Here is a 16,366-nt window from a genome sequence, read left to right as displayed (position 1 = left end):
CAGGCAGCATTGCGGTGCCCCCACCGTGGGGTCGCCCGCGGCGGGCTCGTGCGGAGCCCCGGCCGGGGGCGCTCGGCACCGCCGGGATCCCCGGTGGGGGCTGAGCGCCGTCGCGGCGGGTTCGAGAGGCCTGGCCTCCCGGACTTCAGTGGTGCGAGTCCGGTCGGCCGGGCAGCCCCCCCCCCGCCATGGTGCTCAGCCCCCACCGGAGGTGCCCGGCGGTGCCGCACCGGCCGCCGCTCGCCTACGCCGCCTGCAGTTCCTCCGTGTCCTGGGGGGCTCGGATGCCCAGGTCCCGGAGGACTGCCAGTGCGGCCCTCCGGCCTGAGAACAGGGCTCCCTGGACCGTGCTGGTGTCGCGGTGGTCGCCGCAGACGTACAGGCCCGACAGGAGCCGCACCGGGCGGCGGACGTCGTGGGGGGCCGGCATGGCCGGGACCGCTTCCGGGTCGTGGTGGGCCGCGAGGAGCTGCCAGCCGGCGGCCGGGGCGCCGTAGACGCGGGCGAGCTGGGCGCGCGCGGCGCGGTCGAGCTCGGCGAGGGGCAGGCCCGCGGCTGCGCCCAGCACCGTCGAGGTGATCAGGGGCCGCCCCGCCGGCGCCCGCGAGGGGTCCACCTCGCTGGTCACCATGGTGTGGGCGACGGGCCCGCGGCGGCCCGCGGCGATGATGAGCGACGCCTCGCGCAGCGGTGGTTCGTCCGCGGTGTGGTGGAGCACGGTCACCGGGTGGAAGCCGGGCAGCCGCAGGCCGGGGATGAGTTCGGCGGCGGCGCGCGCACCCGTGGCCACGACGACCGAGCGGCACCGCAGGACGCCGTGCTCGGCGGTGGTCACGGAGGTGGTGCAGGCGGCCTTGGCGTGGACGCCGGTGCGCACCGTGCCGGGCGGCAGCAGGTCCGCCAGCAGCGCCGGTACGGTGTCGGCCCCGCCGGCCGGCAGACAGAGGCGGCCACGCGCGTAACCCCGCAGGACGAGGTCGGCGCAGCGGCTGGACGTGGTCAGGTCCGGATCGCACAGCAGGGACGCCAGCAGGGGCCGCAGGAACACCTCGACGGTGCGGGCGGGCAGGCCGCGGCCCGCGAGCGTCTCGGCGGTGGTCCGGTCGGGCCGGGCGAGGACGCGGTGGGCGGGCAGGGCGGCGAGGCGGCCCAGCGCGGTGCCCAGCCGGGCCTGGTCGAGGCCGCCGGCCCGGGACGCCCGCGCCGCGGTCGCGAGGGCCCGTGCCGTGGTGAACGCGCGCTTGGCCGTGCGGGGTTCGGCCGTGCGCTGGTTGCGCCCGTCGGCGTGGACGAGGACCCCCGGTGTGAACGGCTTCAGGACGAGCGCGTCGAGGCCGGGGGTGCGGAGGAGCTCCGGGAAGGAGGTGTTGAGCAGCTGGGCCGTGCGGTCCAGCCGGAAGCCGTCGGCGCGGTCGGTGGCCATCCGCCCGCCGACGTGGGGGGCGGCCTCCAGGACGGCGACCGTAACCCCTGCGGCCGTGAGCCGGTGCGCCGCCGAGAGCCCGGCGAGGCCGGCTCCCACGATGACGACGTCGGCGTCGATAGCGGTGTCGCGTGCGCTGCTGAGCACGTGCCCTCCCGGGTTCGGTCCGCTCGCTCGGTGCCCTGATGCCCTCAACGGGCCGTGGCGATGCGCGATTTGACTTGACCGTAGAGAGAAATTCGGTCAATAACAGTCGCGCACGGACAGGGCACGGTCGCACGGCGGGTAGCACGGCCGCCGGCCGCGTGCGCGGTCCGCGGTCAGCGTGTGTCCGCCAGCGCCGCTCGTACGGCGCTCTCGACATCGGGGAAGGTGAAGGAGAAGCCGGAGTCCAGCAGCCGCCGGGGCACGACCCGCTGACTGCCCAGCACGTCCGTGGCCATCTCGCCGAGGGCCAGCCGGAGCAGCGGGGCGGGCGCGGGGAACAGCGCCGGGCGGTGCAGCACGCGCCCCATCACCTCGGTCACCTGACGGTTGGTGACCGGATGGGGGGCGGTGAGGTTGACGGGCCCGGCCACGTCGTCGGCCTCCAGGAGGTGGCGGAGCGCGGCGACGTGGTCCTGCAGGGCGATGAAGCTCCAGTACTGCCGCCCGTTGCCGAGGCGCCCCCCGAGGCCCGCCCGGAAGAGCGGGAAGAGCTTGCCCCACGCGCCGCCCTCGCGGGCCACGACCAGCCCGGTGCGCGCGAAGACGGTCCGTACGCCCGCCTCGGCCGCGGGCCCGGCCGCGTCCTCCCACTCCTGGCAGACGCCGGCGAGGAAGCCGTGCCCGGGCGGGGTGCTCTCGTCGGCGAGCCGGTCGCCCGTGTCTCCGTAGATCCCGATCGCGCTGCCGCTGACGAGCACGCGCGGCGGGGTGTCGAGGGAGGCGAGGGCCTCGGCGACGGCGGCGGTGCCGAGGACGCGGCTGTCCCGGATCTCCTTTTTGTAGGAGGCCGTCCAGCGGTGGTCGCCGACGCCCGCCCCCGCCAGGTGCACCACGCCCGTGCAGCCGGCGAGACCGGAGGCGTCGACGGTCTGCCGCAGGGGGTCCCAGGAGACCTCGCCCCGCGCGCGGGCCTCGCGCCGCACGAGGCGTACCACCTCGTGGCCGTCCGCTCGCAGGGAGCGCACGAGCGCCGTGCCGATGAGCCCGGTGGAACCGGTGATCGCGATCCGCATACGCCTCATCCTGCCCGCGGGTCCCGAAAAAATGGCAGAGGGGTCGCGGGGCGCGCCTGGCACAGTGGCCCCATGGTGAATCCGATCATCCGTACGGCCACCGAGGCCGACGGCGCAGCCCTCGCCGAGCTGGACCGGCGCACATGGTCCCCCCTGCACGCGGTGCAGCCGCGGCCCGAGCCGCCGTACGAACCGTTCTTCACCGAGCGGAACCGCCCGGAGCACATCCTGGTGGCCGAGGCCGGTGACCGGCTCGCGGGCTACATACGGCTGGTGGCGCCCACGCCGCTCGCCTGCAACGCCCACGTGCGGCAGATCCAGGGGCTGGCGGTGGACGACGACTTCCGCGGGCAGGGCGTCGCCCGGGCGCTGCTGCGCGCGGCGGCGGAGGAGACTCTGCGGCAGGGGGCGGTCCGGCTCACGCTGCGGGTGCTCGGGCACAACGCGCCCGCCCGGAGCCTGTACGCCTCGGAGGGCTTCGTCGTGGAGGGCGTGCTGCCGGGGGAGTTCCTGCTGGAGGGCGCCTACGTCGACGACGTGATGATGGGGCGCTCCCTGGCTCCCTGATTCCTGACTCCCTGAGCCGGGCCCCTATTCCCTGAACCGCTCCCACAGCGCGGGGAACCGCTCGGCGAGCGCCGCCTCGTCCTCCGGGTCGACGGGCGTGCCGAGCGGCTCCGCCGGCTGGTCGGGCAGCCCCAGGTCGGGGGTTTCGGCCCCGGTGAGCTGCTCGTACGCCTCGTCGGCCGCGTAGCCCAGGTCCTCGCCGTCCCCGTCGACCTCCTCGTCGAAGTCCTCCAGGAGTTCGGCGAGCCGGTCCGGGTCGTGCATCGCCCCTTCGAACACCTCCCGGCCCTGGCCGATCAGCCAGCACCGGAAGTAGTCGAAGACGTCGTCGCTCGCGCCGTTGAGCATGACCGCCGCCGCGCCCCACAGGTCCCACAGGTAGGCGCGGTTGTAGCGGGACTCGAAGTGCCGGGCGAAGTCCACCACGCGCTCGGGGTCGAGCTGCATCAGCCGCTCGACCAGCAGGTCCGCCTGGTCCTCGGCGTCGCCCTCGGCGGCCTCGCGCGTGGCGTCGATCAGTTCCCAGAACTCCGTCTCGTCCACGCCACCAGCATCGGGCCAAGCACCGGCCCCCGCACGCGGAGCGGGGCGGATGCGGCCGTCTCGTTACCGGGGCGTGCCACCGGGCGCGGTGTGACGCGTGAAACAGGACAGAGGGTGTCTTGTTTCGGTGACAGGGTCACGACCGTACCGAGAGAGGAGACCCGAGGACATGGGTACGCAGGCACAGACGCAGACGCAGACGCAGACGCAGACGCAGTCGCAGGGCGGCCGGCCGCTCGCGGGGAAGGTCGCGCTCGTGGCGGGGGCCACCCGCGGCGCGAGCCGCGCGACGGCGGTCGAGCTCGGCCGGGCCGGTGCGGTCGTCTACGTGACCGGCCGGACCACGCGCGGGCACCGCAGCGAGGTCGGGCGGCCCGAGACCGTCGAGGAGACGGCCGAACTGGTGACGGAGGCCGGAGGGACGGGCATCGCCGTGCCCACCGACCACTTGGAGCCGGCGCAGGTGGAGGCGCTCGTGCAGCGCGTCGAGCGCGACCACGGGCGGCTCGACGTGCTCGTCAACGGCCTGTGGGGAGGCGATCACCTCGTCGGCTTCCCCGACGCCTTCACCAGGAAGATGTGGGAGCACGACCTGGACGCGGACCTGCGCATCCTGCGGCTCGGCATCGACTCCCACCTGATCACCAGCCGCTTCGCGCTGCCGCTGCTGACGCGGCGGCCCGGCGGGCTGGTGGTCGAGGTGACCGACGGGACGGCCGAGTACAACGCGAACTACCGCGGTCACCTCGCCTTCGACCTCGCCAAGTACGCGCCGATCCGCATGGCGAAGGGGCTCGCCGAGGAGCTCCGGGACCTCGGGTGCACCGCGGTCTGCCTCACGCCGGGGTACCTGCGGTCGGAGGCGATGCTGGACACGTACAAGAAGGTGACCGAGGAGACCTGGCGCGACGCCCTGCGGGAGGACCCGCACTTCTGCATCTCGGAGAGCCCGGCCTACGTCGGGCGCGCGGTGGCCGCGCTCGCCGGCGACCCCGAGGTGGCGCGGTGGAACGGGCAGTCGCTGTCCAGCGGACAGCTGGCCCGCGTCTACGGCTTCACCGACACCGACGGGACACAGCCGGACGCGTGGGGGTACATCACCGCCCTGGAGGCGGGGGAGGAGCCCCGGGAGGCGGACTACCGCTGACGGTGGAGCGGGTCCGGGGCGGGCCCCCGCCCCGCCGCGCCGGCCTCAGCGGTACAGCCCGGCCATCCTTCTCGCCGCTTCCGCGAAGCGCTCGCGCAGCTCCGGCGGGTCCAGGACCTCCGCTTCCGGGCCCAGGCCGAGCAGCTGCTCGTAGGCCACCTCCAGGGACTCCACGGCCAGGGCGACCGTGACGCGCCCGAGGGGGTCGGGGTCCGGGGCGGCCGCCAGGGCGTCGGCGGCGGCCGCGCCGTCCGTCACGTGCGGCAGGCGCCGGGCGCCCTCCGGGGTGAGGCGCAGGCCGACGCGGTCGCGCAGGATCGAGCGGGCGAACTCCGCCGCCCGCTCCTCCCAGAAGGCCGGCAGGTCGAACGCCTCGTCCCGTTCGAAGCGGTCCGCCCCGGCGGCCACGGCCGTGAAGCGGTCCACCCGGTAGACGCGGAACTGCCCGCCGGCGCGGGCCGCGACGTACCAGACGCCCCCTTTGAGGATCAGTCCGTACGGCTCCAGCTCGCGCTCGACCTCGGTGTCCCGCCGCCGGTAGCGGGCGGTGACGGGGCGGTCGTCCCACACGGCGTCCGCGACGGCGGGCAGCAGGGGCGGCGGGTCGCCCTCGCGCCACCAGCCGGGTGCGTCGAGGTGGAAGCGCCGGGCCGCGGACGCGGAGGCGTCGCGGAGCTCCGGCAGGAGGGCGGCGGAGACCTTGAGGCGGGCGGCCGAGGCCGCGTCGGCCAGGCCCATCTCGCGCAGCGCGGAGGGGACCCCGGAGAGGAACAGCGCCTCCGCCTCGGTCCGGCCGAGGCCGGTCAGGCGCGTGCGGTAGCCCCCGACGAGGCGGTAGCCGCCCGTGCGGCCGCGGTCGGCGTAGACGGGAACACCCGCTTCGGACAGCGCGAGGACGTCCCGGGCGATAGTGCGCTCGGAGACTTCCAGCTGCCGGGCCAGTTCGGTGCCCGTCATCGAAGGGCGGGACTGGAGCAGCAGCACCAATTTGATCAGCCGTGCGGCGCGCATGGCTCACAGGTTAAGGGGAGTGGCGACAGGAGCCGGTGCGCAGCCAGGGCAGGAAGACGCACGGGCTCCTGTCGTCACTTCTGAGCCGTTCCGCGACACAGGACAGGGCGCGCGGGACGGCTCGACGGAGACTGTACGCCCCTGATCGATGATCGATCAATCCTTGAGACCCAACAGAAACCATGCGACGGGGAACGGCGGGGGCTCAGATCCGCGGGGCGCAGCTCAGCACGTGCGTCTTGAGCAGCTCCCCGATCGCCGGGTCGCGCCGCCGGAACGCGGCCACGATCTCGGCGTGGTCCTCCGCGTGGGCGCGGGGCTCCGGGCTGAGCCAGCGGATCGACAGCGTCGTCCACACCTCGATGCCCAGCGACTCCCAGGTGTGCAGCAGAACGGCGTTGCCCGCGGCCTTCACGATCTCCCGGTGGAAGGCGACCGTGTGCCGCACCTGCGCCTCGCCGTCGCCCAGCCGGTCCGCCTCGTACAGCGCGGCCACCTCCGGCTCCAGCGCCGAGACGTCCTCGGCCAGCGCGGGCGCGGCCAGCTCCGCGGCCACCTGTTCCAGGCCGGCCCGGACCGGATAGCTCTCCTTGAGGTCCGTGGCGGTCAGCTCGCGGACCCGGACGCCCTTGTTGGGCGAGGACTCGATCAGCCGCAGGGACTCCAGCTCGCGCAGCGCCTCGCGCACCGGCGTCTGGCTCACCGCCAGCTCGGCGGCGATCCGCCGCTCGACGATCCGCTCGCCCGGCTGCCAGCGCCCGCCGACGATCCCTTCGAGGATGTGCTCGCGGATCTGCTCACGCAGCGAGTGCACGACGGGTGTGGCCATGGGAGAGGCTCCTCAGCGGGGTGGTGCGCGGTAGTGCGGGGTGGTGCGCGGTAGTGCGGGGTGGTGCGGGGGTGCGGGCGGTGGTGACTCGGTGCGTGACTCGATTATCCCGGCGGTGCACAAGGGCGCGGCCCCGGCTCGTACGAAACGAGCCGGGGCCGCGCCCTGGAGACATCCTGCGGTGCCGCGAGGACTACAGACCGATCTCGGCCTCGAACTCGGCGGCCTCCAGCAGCTCCTTGATCGCCGTCAGGTAGCGGGCGGCGTCGGCGCCGTCCACCAGACGGTGGTCGTAGGAGAGCGTCACGTAGGTCATGTCGCGGACGGCGATGGTCTCGCCCAGCTCCGGGTGGCTGATGACCACCGGGCGCTTGACGGTCGCACCGATGCCCAGGATCGCGACCTGGTTCGGGGGCACGATGACCGTGTCGAACAGCGCACCGCGCGAGCCGGTGTTGCTGATCGTGAAGGTCGCGCCGGACATCTCGTCCGGGCTGATCTTGCCGGTGCGGACCTTGCCGGCCAGCTCCGCGGTCTTCTTGGCGATGCCCGCGATGTTGAGGTCACCCGCACCCTTGATGACCGGGGTCATCAGGCCCTTCTCCGAGTCGACGGCGATGCCGACGTTCTCGGAGTCGAAGTAGGTGATGGTGCCCTCGTCCTCGTTGATCCGGGCGTTGATGACCGGGAAGGCCTTCAGCGCCTGGACGGCGGCCTTGACGAAGAACGGCATCGGCGACAGCTTGACGCCCTCGCGCTGGGCGAAGGAGTCCTTGGCCTTGCCGCGCATCCGCATGATCTTGGTGATGTCCACCTCGATCACGGAGCTCAGCTGAGCCTGGCCGTGCAGCGCCTTCATCATGTTGTCGGCGATGACCTTGCGCATGCGCGGCATCTTGACCGTCTGACCGCGCAGCGGCGAGGCCTGCAGGGCCGGAGCCTTCGGCGCGGCGGCGGCCGGGGCGGCAGCCGGGGCCGGGGCGGCCTTGGCGGCCTCCGCGGCGGCGATGACGTCCTGCTTGCGGATGCGGCCGCCGACGCCGGTGCCCTGGACCCGGGTGAGGTCCACGGCGTTCTCGGCGGCGAGCTTGCGCACCAGCGGCGTGACGTAGGCACCGTCGGTGACGGCGGCAGCGGCGGCCGGGGCCGGCGCCGCGGGGGCGGCCGGAGCGGCCGGCGCGGGAGCCGGAGCCGGAGCGGCCGGGGCGACCGGGGCGACCGGAGCGGCAGGGGCCGCGGCCGGAGCCGGGGTCGCCGGGGCGGCCGGAGCAGCAGCCGGGGCCGGGGCGGCCGGGGCGGCGGCGGGGGCGGCCGGAGCGGCAGCGGCCGGAGCCGCACCCGCGGCACCGATCACGGCCAGCTTGGCGCCGACCTCGGCGACCTCGTCCTCACCGACGGCGATCTCCAGCAGCACGCCGGAGACCGGGGCCGGGATCTCGGTGTCGACCTTGTCGGTGGAGACCTCGAGCAGCGGCTCGTCGGCCTCGACCGTCTCGCCGACCTGCTTCAGCCAGCGGGTGACGGTGCCCTCGGTGACGGACTCGCCCAGCGCGGGCAGGACCACGTCGGTGCCCTGGGCGGCGCCGGCGGCCGGAGCCTCGGCGGCGGCCGGGGCCGCGGGGGCCCCGGCCACGGGGGCGGCCTCGGCCGGAGCGGCCGGGGCGGCGGGGGCCTCGGCGGCCGGGGCCGGAGCCTCGGCAGCGGCCGGAGCCGGGGCGGCGGCGGGGGCGCCGCTGCCGTCGTCGATGATCGCGAGCTCGGCGCCGACCTCGACCGTCTCGTCCTCGCCCACCTTGATGGAGGCGAGGATGCCGGACGCGGGGGCCGGGATCTCGGTGTCGACCTTGTCGGTGGAGACCTCGAGCAGCGGCTCGTCGGCCTCCACGCGCTCACCCTCGGCCTTGAGCCAACGGGTGACGGTGCCCTCGGACACGCTCTCGCCGAGCGCCGGCAGGGTTACGGAAACCGCCATGGTTGCGGTTGCTCCTTACGAGTAGTGCGGATGGTGGTGCGCTCGGGACTTAGTCGTGCGAGTGCAGCGGCTTGCCGGCCAGGGCCAGGTGAGCCTCGCCCAGAGCCTCGTTCTGCGTCGGGTGCGCGTGGATGAGCTGCGCGACCTCGGCCGGCAGCGCCTCCCAGTTGTAGATCAGCTGGGCTTCGCCGACCTGCTCGCCCATGCGGTCACCGACCATGTGGACACCGACGACGGCACCATCCTTGACCTGGACGAGCTTGATCTCGCCCGCGGTCTTCAGGATCTTGCTCTTGCCGTTGCCCGCGAGGTTGTACTTCAGAGCGACGACCTTGTCGGCGCCGTACAGCTCCTTGGCCTTCGCCTCGGTGATGCCGACGGAAGCGACCTCGGGGTGGCAGTACGTGACGCGCGGCACGCCGTCGTAGTCGACCGGCACGGGGTTGAGACCGGCCAGCCGCTCCGCAACCAGGATGCCCTCTGCGAAGCCGACGTGCGCGAGCTGGAGGGTCGGGACGAGGTCACCGACGGCCGAGATGGTCGGCACGTTGGTGCGCATGTACTCGTCGACCAGGACGTAGCCGCGGTCCATCGCGACGCCCTGCTCCTCGTAGCCCAGGCCCTGGGAGACCGGGCCGCGGCCGATGGCGACCAGCAGCACCTCGGCCTCGAACTCCTTGCCGTCCGCAAGGGTGACCTTGACGCCGTCGGCGGTGTACTCCGCCTTCTGGAAGAAGGTGCCGAGGTTGAACTTGATGCCGCGCTTGCGGAACGCGCGCTCCAGCAGCTTGGAGCTGTTCTCGTCCTCGACCGGGACGAGGTGCTTCAGGCCCTCGACGATGGTGACGTCGGTGCCGAAGGACTTCCACGCGGAGGCGAACTCGACGCCGATGACGCCGCCGCCCAGGATGATCGCGGACTTCGGGACGCGGTCCAGGACGAGCGCGTGGTCCGAGGAGATGATGCGGTTGCCGTCGATCTCCAGGCCCGGCAGCGACTTCGGCACGGAGCCGGTCGCGAGGAGGACGTGGCGGCCCTGGACGCGCTGACCGTTCACGTCGACCGAGGTCGGGGACGACAGGCGGCCCTCGCCCTCGATGTAGGTCACCTTGCGGGAGGCGACCAGGCCCTGCAGGCCCTTGTACAGGCCGGCGATCACGTCGTCCTTGTACTTGTGGACGCCCGCGATGTCGATGCCCTCGAAGGTGGCCTTGACACCGAACTGCTCGCTCTCGCGAGCCTGGTCCGCGACCTCACCGGCGTGCAGCAGCGCCTTGGTGGGGATGCAGCCGTTGTGCAGGCAGGTGCCGCCCAGCTTGTTCTTCTCGATCAGGGCGACGTCGAGACCCAGCTGCGCTCCGCGCAGGGCGGCGGCGTAACCGCCGCTACCGCCTCCGAGGATCACTAGGTCGAAAACGGTGCTGGCGTCGTTCGCCACGTCACGTCCTCCATGCATGGGTACGCCGGAGCCGGTCACCGATGACCGGGCGGCGGCTGTCGTTCGGCCGCGTTTCTTCGGCCCTGTGATTAGGGGGGCCCTGTCCTGCCGAGACAACATCTTCGCATTTGTTGACGGACGGCGGGACGCCGGGCCGGTCCCGGAGGCGACGGTTGCGTCACCTTCGGGGGTTACTCGTGCGTACGGCCGAGGTATTTCGTTACAAGCGAACGGATCCGCACGGCCCCGGGCAAAAGCCGCGGGACCGTGCGAGCCGTACGGGCCGTGCGGACCGTGGGTGACGCCTAGCCGAGGTCGCCGGCGGCGGTGTGCTCCGCCAGGCGGACCAGCGTGCGGACCGCGGAACCGGTGCCGCCCTTCGGGGTGTAGCCGTACGGGGCGCTCTCGTGGTACGCCGGGCCCGCGATGTCCAGGTGCGCCCAGGCGATGCCCTCGCCCACGAACTCCTTCAGGAAGATGCCCGCGAGCAGGCCGCTGCCCATCCGCTCGCCCATGTTGGCGAAGTCGGCGACCGGGGAGTCCATGGCCTTGCGCAGCTCGGCCGGGAGCGGCATCGGCCACGCCTGCTCGCCGACCTCCTCGGCGATCTCGTAGACCGAGGTGCGGAACGCGTCGTCGTTGCCCATGACGCCGAACGTGCGGTTGCCCAGCGCGAGCACCATGGCACCCGTCAGGGTGGCGACGTCCACGATCGCGTCCGGGTTCTCCTCGGAGGCGCGGGCCAGGGCGTCGCCCAGGACCAGGCGGCCCTCGGCGTCCGTGTTGAGGACCTCGACGGTCTTGCCGCCGTACATCTTCAGGACGTCACCCGGGCGGGTGGCGGAGCCGGAGGGCATGTTCTCCGCGAGGGCCAGCCAGCCCGTCACGTTGACCTGCAGGCCCAGGCGGGCGGCGGAGACGACCGCGGCGAACACGGCGGCCGCGCCGGCCATGTCGCACTTCATGGTCTCGTTGTGGCCGGCCGGCTTCAGGGAGATGCCGCCCGAGTCGTAGGTGATGCCCTTGCCGACGAGGGCCAGGGTCTTCTCCGCCTTCGGGTGGGTGTAGCCGATCCGCACCAGGCGCGGCGGGGCGTCCGAGCCGCGGCCGACGCCCATGATGCCGCCGAAGCCGCCCTTCAGCAGGGCCTTCTCGTCCAGCACCTCGACCTTGAGGCCGAACTCCTTGCCGGCGGTCTGGGCCGCGGCGGCGAAGGTCTTCGGGTCGAGCTCGTTCGGCGGCATGTTGACGAGGTCGCGGGCGCGGTTGACCTCTTCGGCCACGGTCGTGGCGCGCTCGGCCGCGGCCTTGAAGGCCTTGTCGCGCGGCTTGCCGCCCAGCAGGGCGATCTCGGCGAGCGGGGCGCCCTTGTCGTTCTTGTCGTTCTTCTTCGCTGCGGTGCCGGCCGGGCGGTAGGAGTACGCGCCGAGCAGGGCGCCCTCCGCGACCGCGCCGGCGGCGTCGGCGTCCTCGACGGGCAGCGCGAACGCGGCCTTCTTGGTACCGGCCAGCGCACGGGCCGCGGAACCCGCGGCGCGGCGCAGGGCCTCGTGGGCGAAGCCCTCGTCCTTCGCCGGGGCTTCGCCCAGGCCGACCGCCAGCACGACCGGGGCCTTCAGCCCGGACGGGGCGGGGAGCTTGGTCGTCTCCCCCTCGCCGCCGGTGGCGCCGAGGGCCTCCAGGACGGCGGCCAGCTTGCCGTCGAAGGCCTTGTCAACGGCTTCGGCGCCGGCCGCGACGACGGGGCCCTTCGGGCCCTTCGCCACGCCGATGACGACGGCGTCCGCGCGCAGCGTCGCCGCACTGGAAGTGCTGAGAGTCAGAGCAGACACGGTGGTGAGGTCCCTACTTCCGTTGAGTTTCTCGGCCGAGCGGGTGGGTCGGCCGCACCCCGGGCATCGTATGCGCCATATCGCTGTGGGGGGCATCCAAGGGTCGTTCAGGAGTGCGTGGTTCGGTCGGCGCCGGGCCCGCGACCGTCTCCGCCGCAGCGGTGATCAGCCGTCGTGGCGCGTACCGGCGGTGCGGCGGCCGGCTCGGCCGGAACGGGCACCGCCGGGCCGGTCGAGTGGGGTTCCCGTCGTTGCGGCGGTGAGAAGTGCCCGGTGGGCGCCCTGTTCACCGGCGGCGCCGGGCCGGGTCAGCCCAGGGACAGGGTCACCAGGGCCGCCGTCGCCGCCGTCTCCGCGAGGGCGCCGAAGACGTCGCCCGTCACGCCGCCGAAGCGGGACACGCACCGGCGGAGGAGCAGCTCCGCGCCGATGAGGCCGACCGCGGCCGCCGCGGCCGTGCGGAGGGGGCCGTACGGGCCCAGGAGGGCGCCCCACGCCGCGCAGGCGGCCACCACCGCCACCCCGGCCGCCAGCGCGCCGCGCGGCGGCACCGCGCCCGCCACGGCCGCCCCCAGGCCCTCCGGGCGGGCCGCCGGCACGGAGGGGCGGCACGCGAGGGTCAGGGCGCAGCGGGCCGTCACGGCCGCCGTCAGCGCCGCGAGCGCCCCCCGCAGCGGGGACGCCGCGTACGCCCCGGACAGCGCCGCCACCTGCGCCAGCAGGACGAGCAGGAGCGTCACGACCCCGAACGGCCCGATGTCCGACTGCTTCATGATGCGCAGCGCGTCGTCCGCCGGCTTCCCGCTGCCCAGCCCGTCCGCGACGTCCGCCAGGCCGTCCAGGTGCAGCCCGCGGGTGAGGACCGCCGGCACGGCGACCGCGGCCACCGCCGCGAGCAGCGGCCCGGACCCCAGCGCCAGGAGCGCCGCCCCCGCCGCCGCGGCCCCCGCGCCCACCGCGAGCCCCGCCAGCGGCGCCGCGAGCATGCCGCCGCGCGCGGCGGGGCGGTCCCAGCGGGTGAGGCGGACGGGCAGCACGGTGAGCGTGCCGAAGGCGAAGCGCAGGGCGTCGCCGGAGGTGGCGCGCGCGGGTGTCGTGTCGGTCATCGCGGGCACACTATCCGGCCCGCCGAGGGCAGTAGGTTGCCGGTGGAGGGCCGATCGGGAGCGGGTGCGTACGTCATGGGCCAGTGGTTGAGCCGCAACATCGTGGAGCCGGGGAAGCTGCCCCTGCTGCTCGCCCTGGCGGCCTTCGTCCTGACCTTCCTGGTGACCCGCGTCATCACCCGTCTGATTCGCGCGGGCAAGGGCCCCTTCCGCAACATCAGCCCCGGCGGGATGCACGTCCACCACGTGGTGCCCGGCGTGGTGCTGACCGTGATCGGCGGCTTCGGCGCCGTCGCCTCGGGCCGGCACGGCTTCGGGGCGATGACCGCGGCCGTCCTGTTCGGCACGGGGGCGGGCCTCGTCCTCGACGAGTTCGCGCTGGTCCTGCATCTGGACGACGTCTACTGGACCGAGCAGGGCCGCAAGAGCGTCGAGCTCGTCGTGCTCACGGCGGCCCTCGTGGGCCTGGTACTGGCCGGATTCCTGCCCTTCGGGGTGAACGAGCTGACCCCGGAGGAGCTGCACGACCGCGGCCTCGTGGTCGTCAACGTCCTGGTCAACTTCCTGATCGCGCTGTTCGCCCTGGCCAAGGGCAAGCCGCGGATCGCCCTGATCGGCGCGGTGGTCCCCTTCGTCGCCCTCTTCGGCGCGGTGCGCCTGGCCCGCCCCGGCTCACCGTGGGCGCGGCGCTTCTACCGCAACCGGCCGCGGGCCCGCCGCCGGGCCCGGGTGCGGGCCTACCGGCACGACGCCCGCTGGGAGGCGGTCCGCCACAGGATTCACGACCTGCTGGCGGGCGCCCCGGACCGCTGACCGCGCTCCACCTCCTCCTGCGCGCGGGCCCCGCGGCGGCTGCGCCGCACCTCGTCCGCCGCGCACAGCGCGAGCACCGCGACGACGGCCGCGATGTGCTCCTTCCCCGCCAGGTTCGGCTTGATCACCACCTCCACGGCCATCGCGAGGACGACCGCGGCACAGGTGAACCAGGCCCGGTAGCGCCAGGAGACGAAGATCGCGAGCCCCACGACGGCCGCCGACGGGCCGGTGTCGACGACCTTGGCGGCCTCGGGCGGCAGCCCGAACACCGAGTCGGGACCGATGTGGACGGCCAGCCGCGCGTACATCGTCCCCGCGAGCGTGGCCACGTAGGAGATGGCCAGCGTGCGCCACTTGCCCAGGCAGATCTCGGCGATGCCGAAGACCAGCAGGACCTGCGCCAGCGCGCCCCACACCGGCAGGTCCAGGGCCGGGACGAAGAGCGACAGCGGCGTCCGCAGCAGCGCCGGCCACCACGGCAGCTGGGCCTGCACCGAGCCGATCCGCTGCACCGGATCGAAGCCCCAGGACTGGTTCTGGACGATCTGGAAGACGGAGGTGAGGAGGACCGCCGCGAGGGTCATCGGGATCGCCCGGAGCTTCTTGCGTACGAGCGCCCGCCGCACGGTCCCGGCCAGCGGGCCCCACTCGGTCAGCGCGGCGCGTCGCAGCGCCGCGCGGTTCATCGTCGGCTCTCCAGGTGCTTGCGGTTGAGCCACTTGGGCAGGCCGGGGGCCTCCAGGAAGCCCTCGGCGCGTGCGCTCGCGATGCCGATCCGCAGCAGATCGCTGCTCTTCTCGAACAGCATGAAACGAGGCTCCCAGATGGGGCGGTATTTCGCATTTGCTCGATAGAGGGACTCGATCTGCCACCAGCGGGAGAAGAAGCTGAGCAGGGAGCGCCACGCGCGCAGCACCGGCCCCGCGCCCAGCCTGGAGCCGCGCTCGAAGACCGACCGGAACATCGCGAAGTTCAGCGACACCTGGTGGATGCCCAGCCCCTTGGCCTGCTGCAGCAGCTCGATGACCATGAACTCCATCAGGCCGTTCTCGGAGTCGCGGTCGCGCCGCATCAGATCCAGCGACAGCCCCTTGGGGCCCCACGGCACGAAGCTCAGCAGGGCGCGCAGCTCACCGCTGCCGTCGTGGCACTCCAGCATCACGCAGCGGCCGTCGAGCGCGTCGCCGAGCCGGCCCAGCGCCATCGAGAAGCCGCGCTCGGTCGCCCCGTCGCGCCAGTCGTCGGCGCGCTGCAGCAGCCGTGCCATCTCCTCCTCGGGGATGTCCTCGTGGCGCCGGATCCGCACCGTGTAGCCGGCGCGCTTGACCCGGTTGTACGCCTGCCGCACGGTGCGCATGGCGCGGCCCTCCAGGGTGAACTCCGCGGTGTCCACGATGGCCTCGTCCCCGAGTTCCAGGGCGTCCATGCCGTGGCGCGCGTAGACCGTGCCGCCCTCCTCGCTCGCGCCCATGACGGCCGGGATCCAGCCGTGCTCGCGCGCCTCCGCCAGCCACGGCTCGATGGCCCCGGGCCAGGCCTCCGGGTCGCCGATGGGGTCGCCGGAGGCCAGCGAGACCCCGCCCACGACGCGGTAGGTGACCGCGGCCTTGCCACTGGGCGACCAGATGGCGCTCTTCTCGCGGCGCAGCGCGAAGTAGCCGAGGGAGTCGCGGTCGCCGTGCCGGTCGAGCAGGGCGCGCAGCTTCTCCTCGTCCTCGGCGGTGAGCGGGTCGGTGGCGCGGCGGGCCCGGAAGGCCGCGTACACCACGACCAGCAGCAGGAGCGAGCTCATCACGTTGATGGTGACGTCCACCCATCCGGGCACGGACAGCCCCGGGTAGGCGCTCTCGTCGACCTGCAGCGAGATCAGCCGCATGAAGCCGTAGTGCCAGCGGTCGAGGAACGTCGCCCGGAACTCGTCCGGGGCGTCGTTCGCGGCCCGCACCAGCAGCGCCGCCGTCAGCGAGGTGACCAGCAGGCCGACGACGGCGACGATCGCCGCCAGCTTCGGGTTGGAGCGGTCGCCCTTGGCGTAGAACTCCTTGCGGCCGGCCAGCAGGGCCCCCACGAAGAGGCCCGTGGCCACCAGCGAGAACCAGTTCAGCGCGTGCCGGTTGAACTCCGGGGAGAACATGAGCGTCGCCATGAACACCAGGAACAGCCCGGCCAGCACCAGATTCAGGATCCACGACGCGCGCTTGCGCCGGCGCAGCGTGACCGCCATGACGAACGACCACAGCGCCGACGCGAAGCCCGCCGTCAGCAGGTACGGAGTGAAGAACTCCGCGTCGTTGTGGCGCCGGATGTCCGCGCCGAACGACACCCACACCGCGCTCAGCAGATTGACGAAGGTGACGAAGCGCAGGTACCACACGGCGAACGCGGCGGCGCGCCGTGACCTGCGGCCGGCGGGCGCGCCCTCATCCGGAGTCAAGCGGACTTCTCCCATGAAAGATCATCTT

The 16,366-nt window shown here is 73.6% G+C and carries 14 protein-coding genes; 3 read left to right on the top strand and 11 right to left on the bottom strand.

Annotated features, from left to right (window positions below):
• Window positions 1–244 precede the first annotated feature (244 nt).
• Both NQU55_RS33920 and NQU55_RS33915 read right to left on the bottom strand, forming a co-directional pair.
• Complete coding sequence (locus tag NQU55_RS33920; protein ID WP_168094877.1) at window positions 245–1,570, bottom strand: NAD(P)/FAD-dependent oxidoreductase; 1,326 nt, start codon at window positions 1,568–1,570, stop codon at window positions 245–247.
• Window positions 1,571–1,743: 173 nt separating this feature from the next.
• Window positions 1,744–2,652 carry a TIGR01777 family oxidoreductase gene (locus tag NQU55_RS33915; protein ID WP_168094878.1) on the bottom strand — a complete coding sequence of 303 codons (909 nt, stop codon included), beginning with the start codon at window positions 2,650–2,652 and terminating at the stop codon, window positions 1,744–1,746.
• A gap of 63 nt (window positions 2,653–2,715) precedes the next feature.
• Between NQU55_RS33915 and NQU55_RS33910 the strand changes: the two genes are divergently transcribed.
• Window positions 2,716–3,210 (top strand): GNAT family N-acetyltransferase, encoded by a 495-nt coding sequence (locus NQU55_RS33910; RefSeq protein WP_168094879.1) that lies wholly within the window; start codon window positions 2,716–2,718, stop codon window positions 3,208–3,210.
• Window positions 3,211–3,234: 24 nt separating this feature from the next.
• Here NQU55_RS33910 and NQU55_RS33905 read toward each other — a convergent pair whose 3' ends face one another.
• Window positions 3,235–3,753 carry a DUF4240 domain-containing protein gene (locus NQU55_RS33905; protein WP_168094880.1) on the bottom strand — a complete coding sequence of 173 codons (519 nt, stop codon included), beginning with the start codon at window positions 3,751–3,753 and terminating at the stop codon, window positions 3,235–3,237.
• Between the two features lie 169 nt (window positions 3,754–3,922).
• Here NQU55_RS33905 and NQU55_RS33900 point away from each other — a divergent pair, with 169 nt between their 5' ends.
• A complete protein-coding gene (locus NQU55_RS33900; RefSeq protein WP_168094881.1) occupies window positions 3,923–4,900 on the top strand; it encodes an SDR family oxidoreductase in 978 nt (325 codons plus the stop codon).
• Between the two features lie 45 nt (window positions 4,901–4,945).
• Here the strand turns inward: NQU55_RS33900 and NQU55_RS33895 are convergent, their stop codons facing one another.
• From NQU55_RS33895 to NQU55_RS33870, 6 genes are all read right to left on the bottom strand, one after another.
• Window positions 4,946–5,911, bottom strand: coding sequence for a helix-turn-helix transcriptional regulator (locus NQU55_RS33895; RefSeq protein ID WP_168094882.1), 966 nt, complete (start codon window positions 5,909–5,911; stop codon window positions 4,946–4,948).
• 205 nt (window positions 5,912–6,116) lie between these two features.
• Complete coding sequence (locus NQU55_RS33890) at window positions 6,117–6,740, bottom strand: GntR family transcriptional regulator (protein ID WP_168094883.1); 624 nt, start codon at window positions 6,738–6,740, stop codon at window positions 6,117–6,119.
• Between the two features lie 193 nt (window positions 6,741–6,933).
• Window positions 6,934–8,712: a 2-oxoglutarate dehydrogenase, E2 component, dihydrolipoamide succinyltransferase gene (gene sucB, locus NQU55_RS33885; protein WP_256791724.1), complete on the bottom strand. Its 1,779-nt coding sequence runs from the start codon at window positions 8,710–8,712 to the stop codon at window positions 6,934–6,936.
• Window positions 8,713–8,761: 49 nt separating this feature from the next.
• The gene (gene lpdA / locus NQU55_RS33880; RefSeq protein ID WP_030364620.1) at window positions 8,762–10,150 is read right to left on the bottom strand and encodes a dihydrolipoyl dehydrogenase; all 1,389 of its coding nucleotides are present in this window, start codon (window positions 10,148–10,150) and stop codon (window positions 8,762–8,764) included.
• 305 nt (window positions 10,151–10,455) lie between these two features.
• Window positions 10,456–11,982 carry a leucyl aminopeptidase gene (locus tag NQU55_RS33875; RefSeq protein ID WP_168094788.1) on the bottom strand — a complete coding sequence of 509 codons (1,527 nt, stop codon included), beginning with the start codon at window positions 11,980–11,982 and terminating at the stop codon, window positions 10,456–10,458.
• Between the two features lie 308 nt (window positions 11,983–12,290).
• Window positions 12,291–13,088: an adenosylcobinamide-GDP ribazoletransferase gene (locus NQU55_RS33870; protein ID WP_168094789.1), complete on the bottom strand. Its 798-nt coding sequence runs from the start codon at window positions 13,086–13,088 to the stop codon at window positions 12,291–12,293.
• 75 nt (window positions 13,089–13,163) lie between these two features.
• Between NQU55_RS33870 and NQU55_RS33865 the strand changes: the two genes are divergently transcribed.
• Window positions 13,164–13,901: a hypothetical protein gene (locus NQU55_RS33865; protein WP_168094790.1), complete on the top strand. Its 738-nt coding sequence runs from the start codon at window positions 13,164–13,166 to the stop codon at window positions 13,899–13,901.
• Here the strand turns inward: NQU55_RS33865 and NQU55_RS33860 are convergent.
• Entirely contained in the window at window positions 13,868–14,590 is a 723-nt protein-coding gene (locus NQU55_RS33860) for a hypothetical protein (RefSeq protein WP_206329754.1), read from the bottom strand. The two genes, NQU55_RS33865 and NQU55_RS33860, sit on opposite strands and share 34 nt — an antisense overlap.
• Window positions 14,587–16,353: a phosphatidylglycerol lysyltransferase domain-containing protein gene (locus tag NQU55_RS33855; protein ID WP_168094791.1), complete on the bottom strand. Its 1,767-nt coding sequence runs from the start codon at window positions 16,351–16,353 to the stop codon at window positions 14,587–14,589. The genes NQU55_RS33860 and NQU55_RS33855 overlap by 4 nt, the downstream gene beginning before the upstream one ends.
• Window positions 16,354–16,366 lie beyond the last annotated feature (13 nt).

It is taken from the genome of Streptomyces telluris (assembly GCF_024519335.1).
Taxonomy (GTDB): Bacteria; Actinomycetota; Actinomycetes; order Streptomycetales; family Streptomycetaceae; genus Streptomyces; species Streptomyces telluris.
The sequence above is the reverse complement of the archived record's forward strand: the minus strand, read 5'-3'. Positions and strand labels throughout refer to the sequence as shown.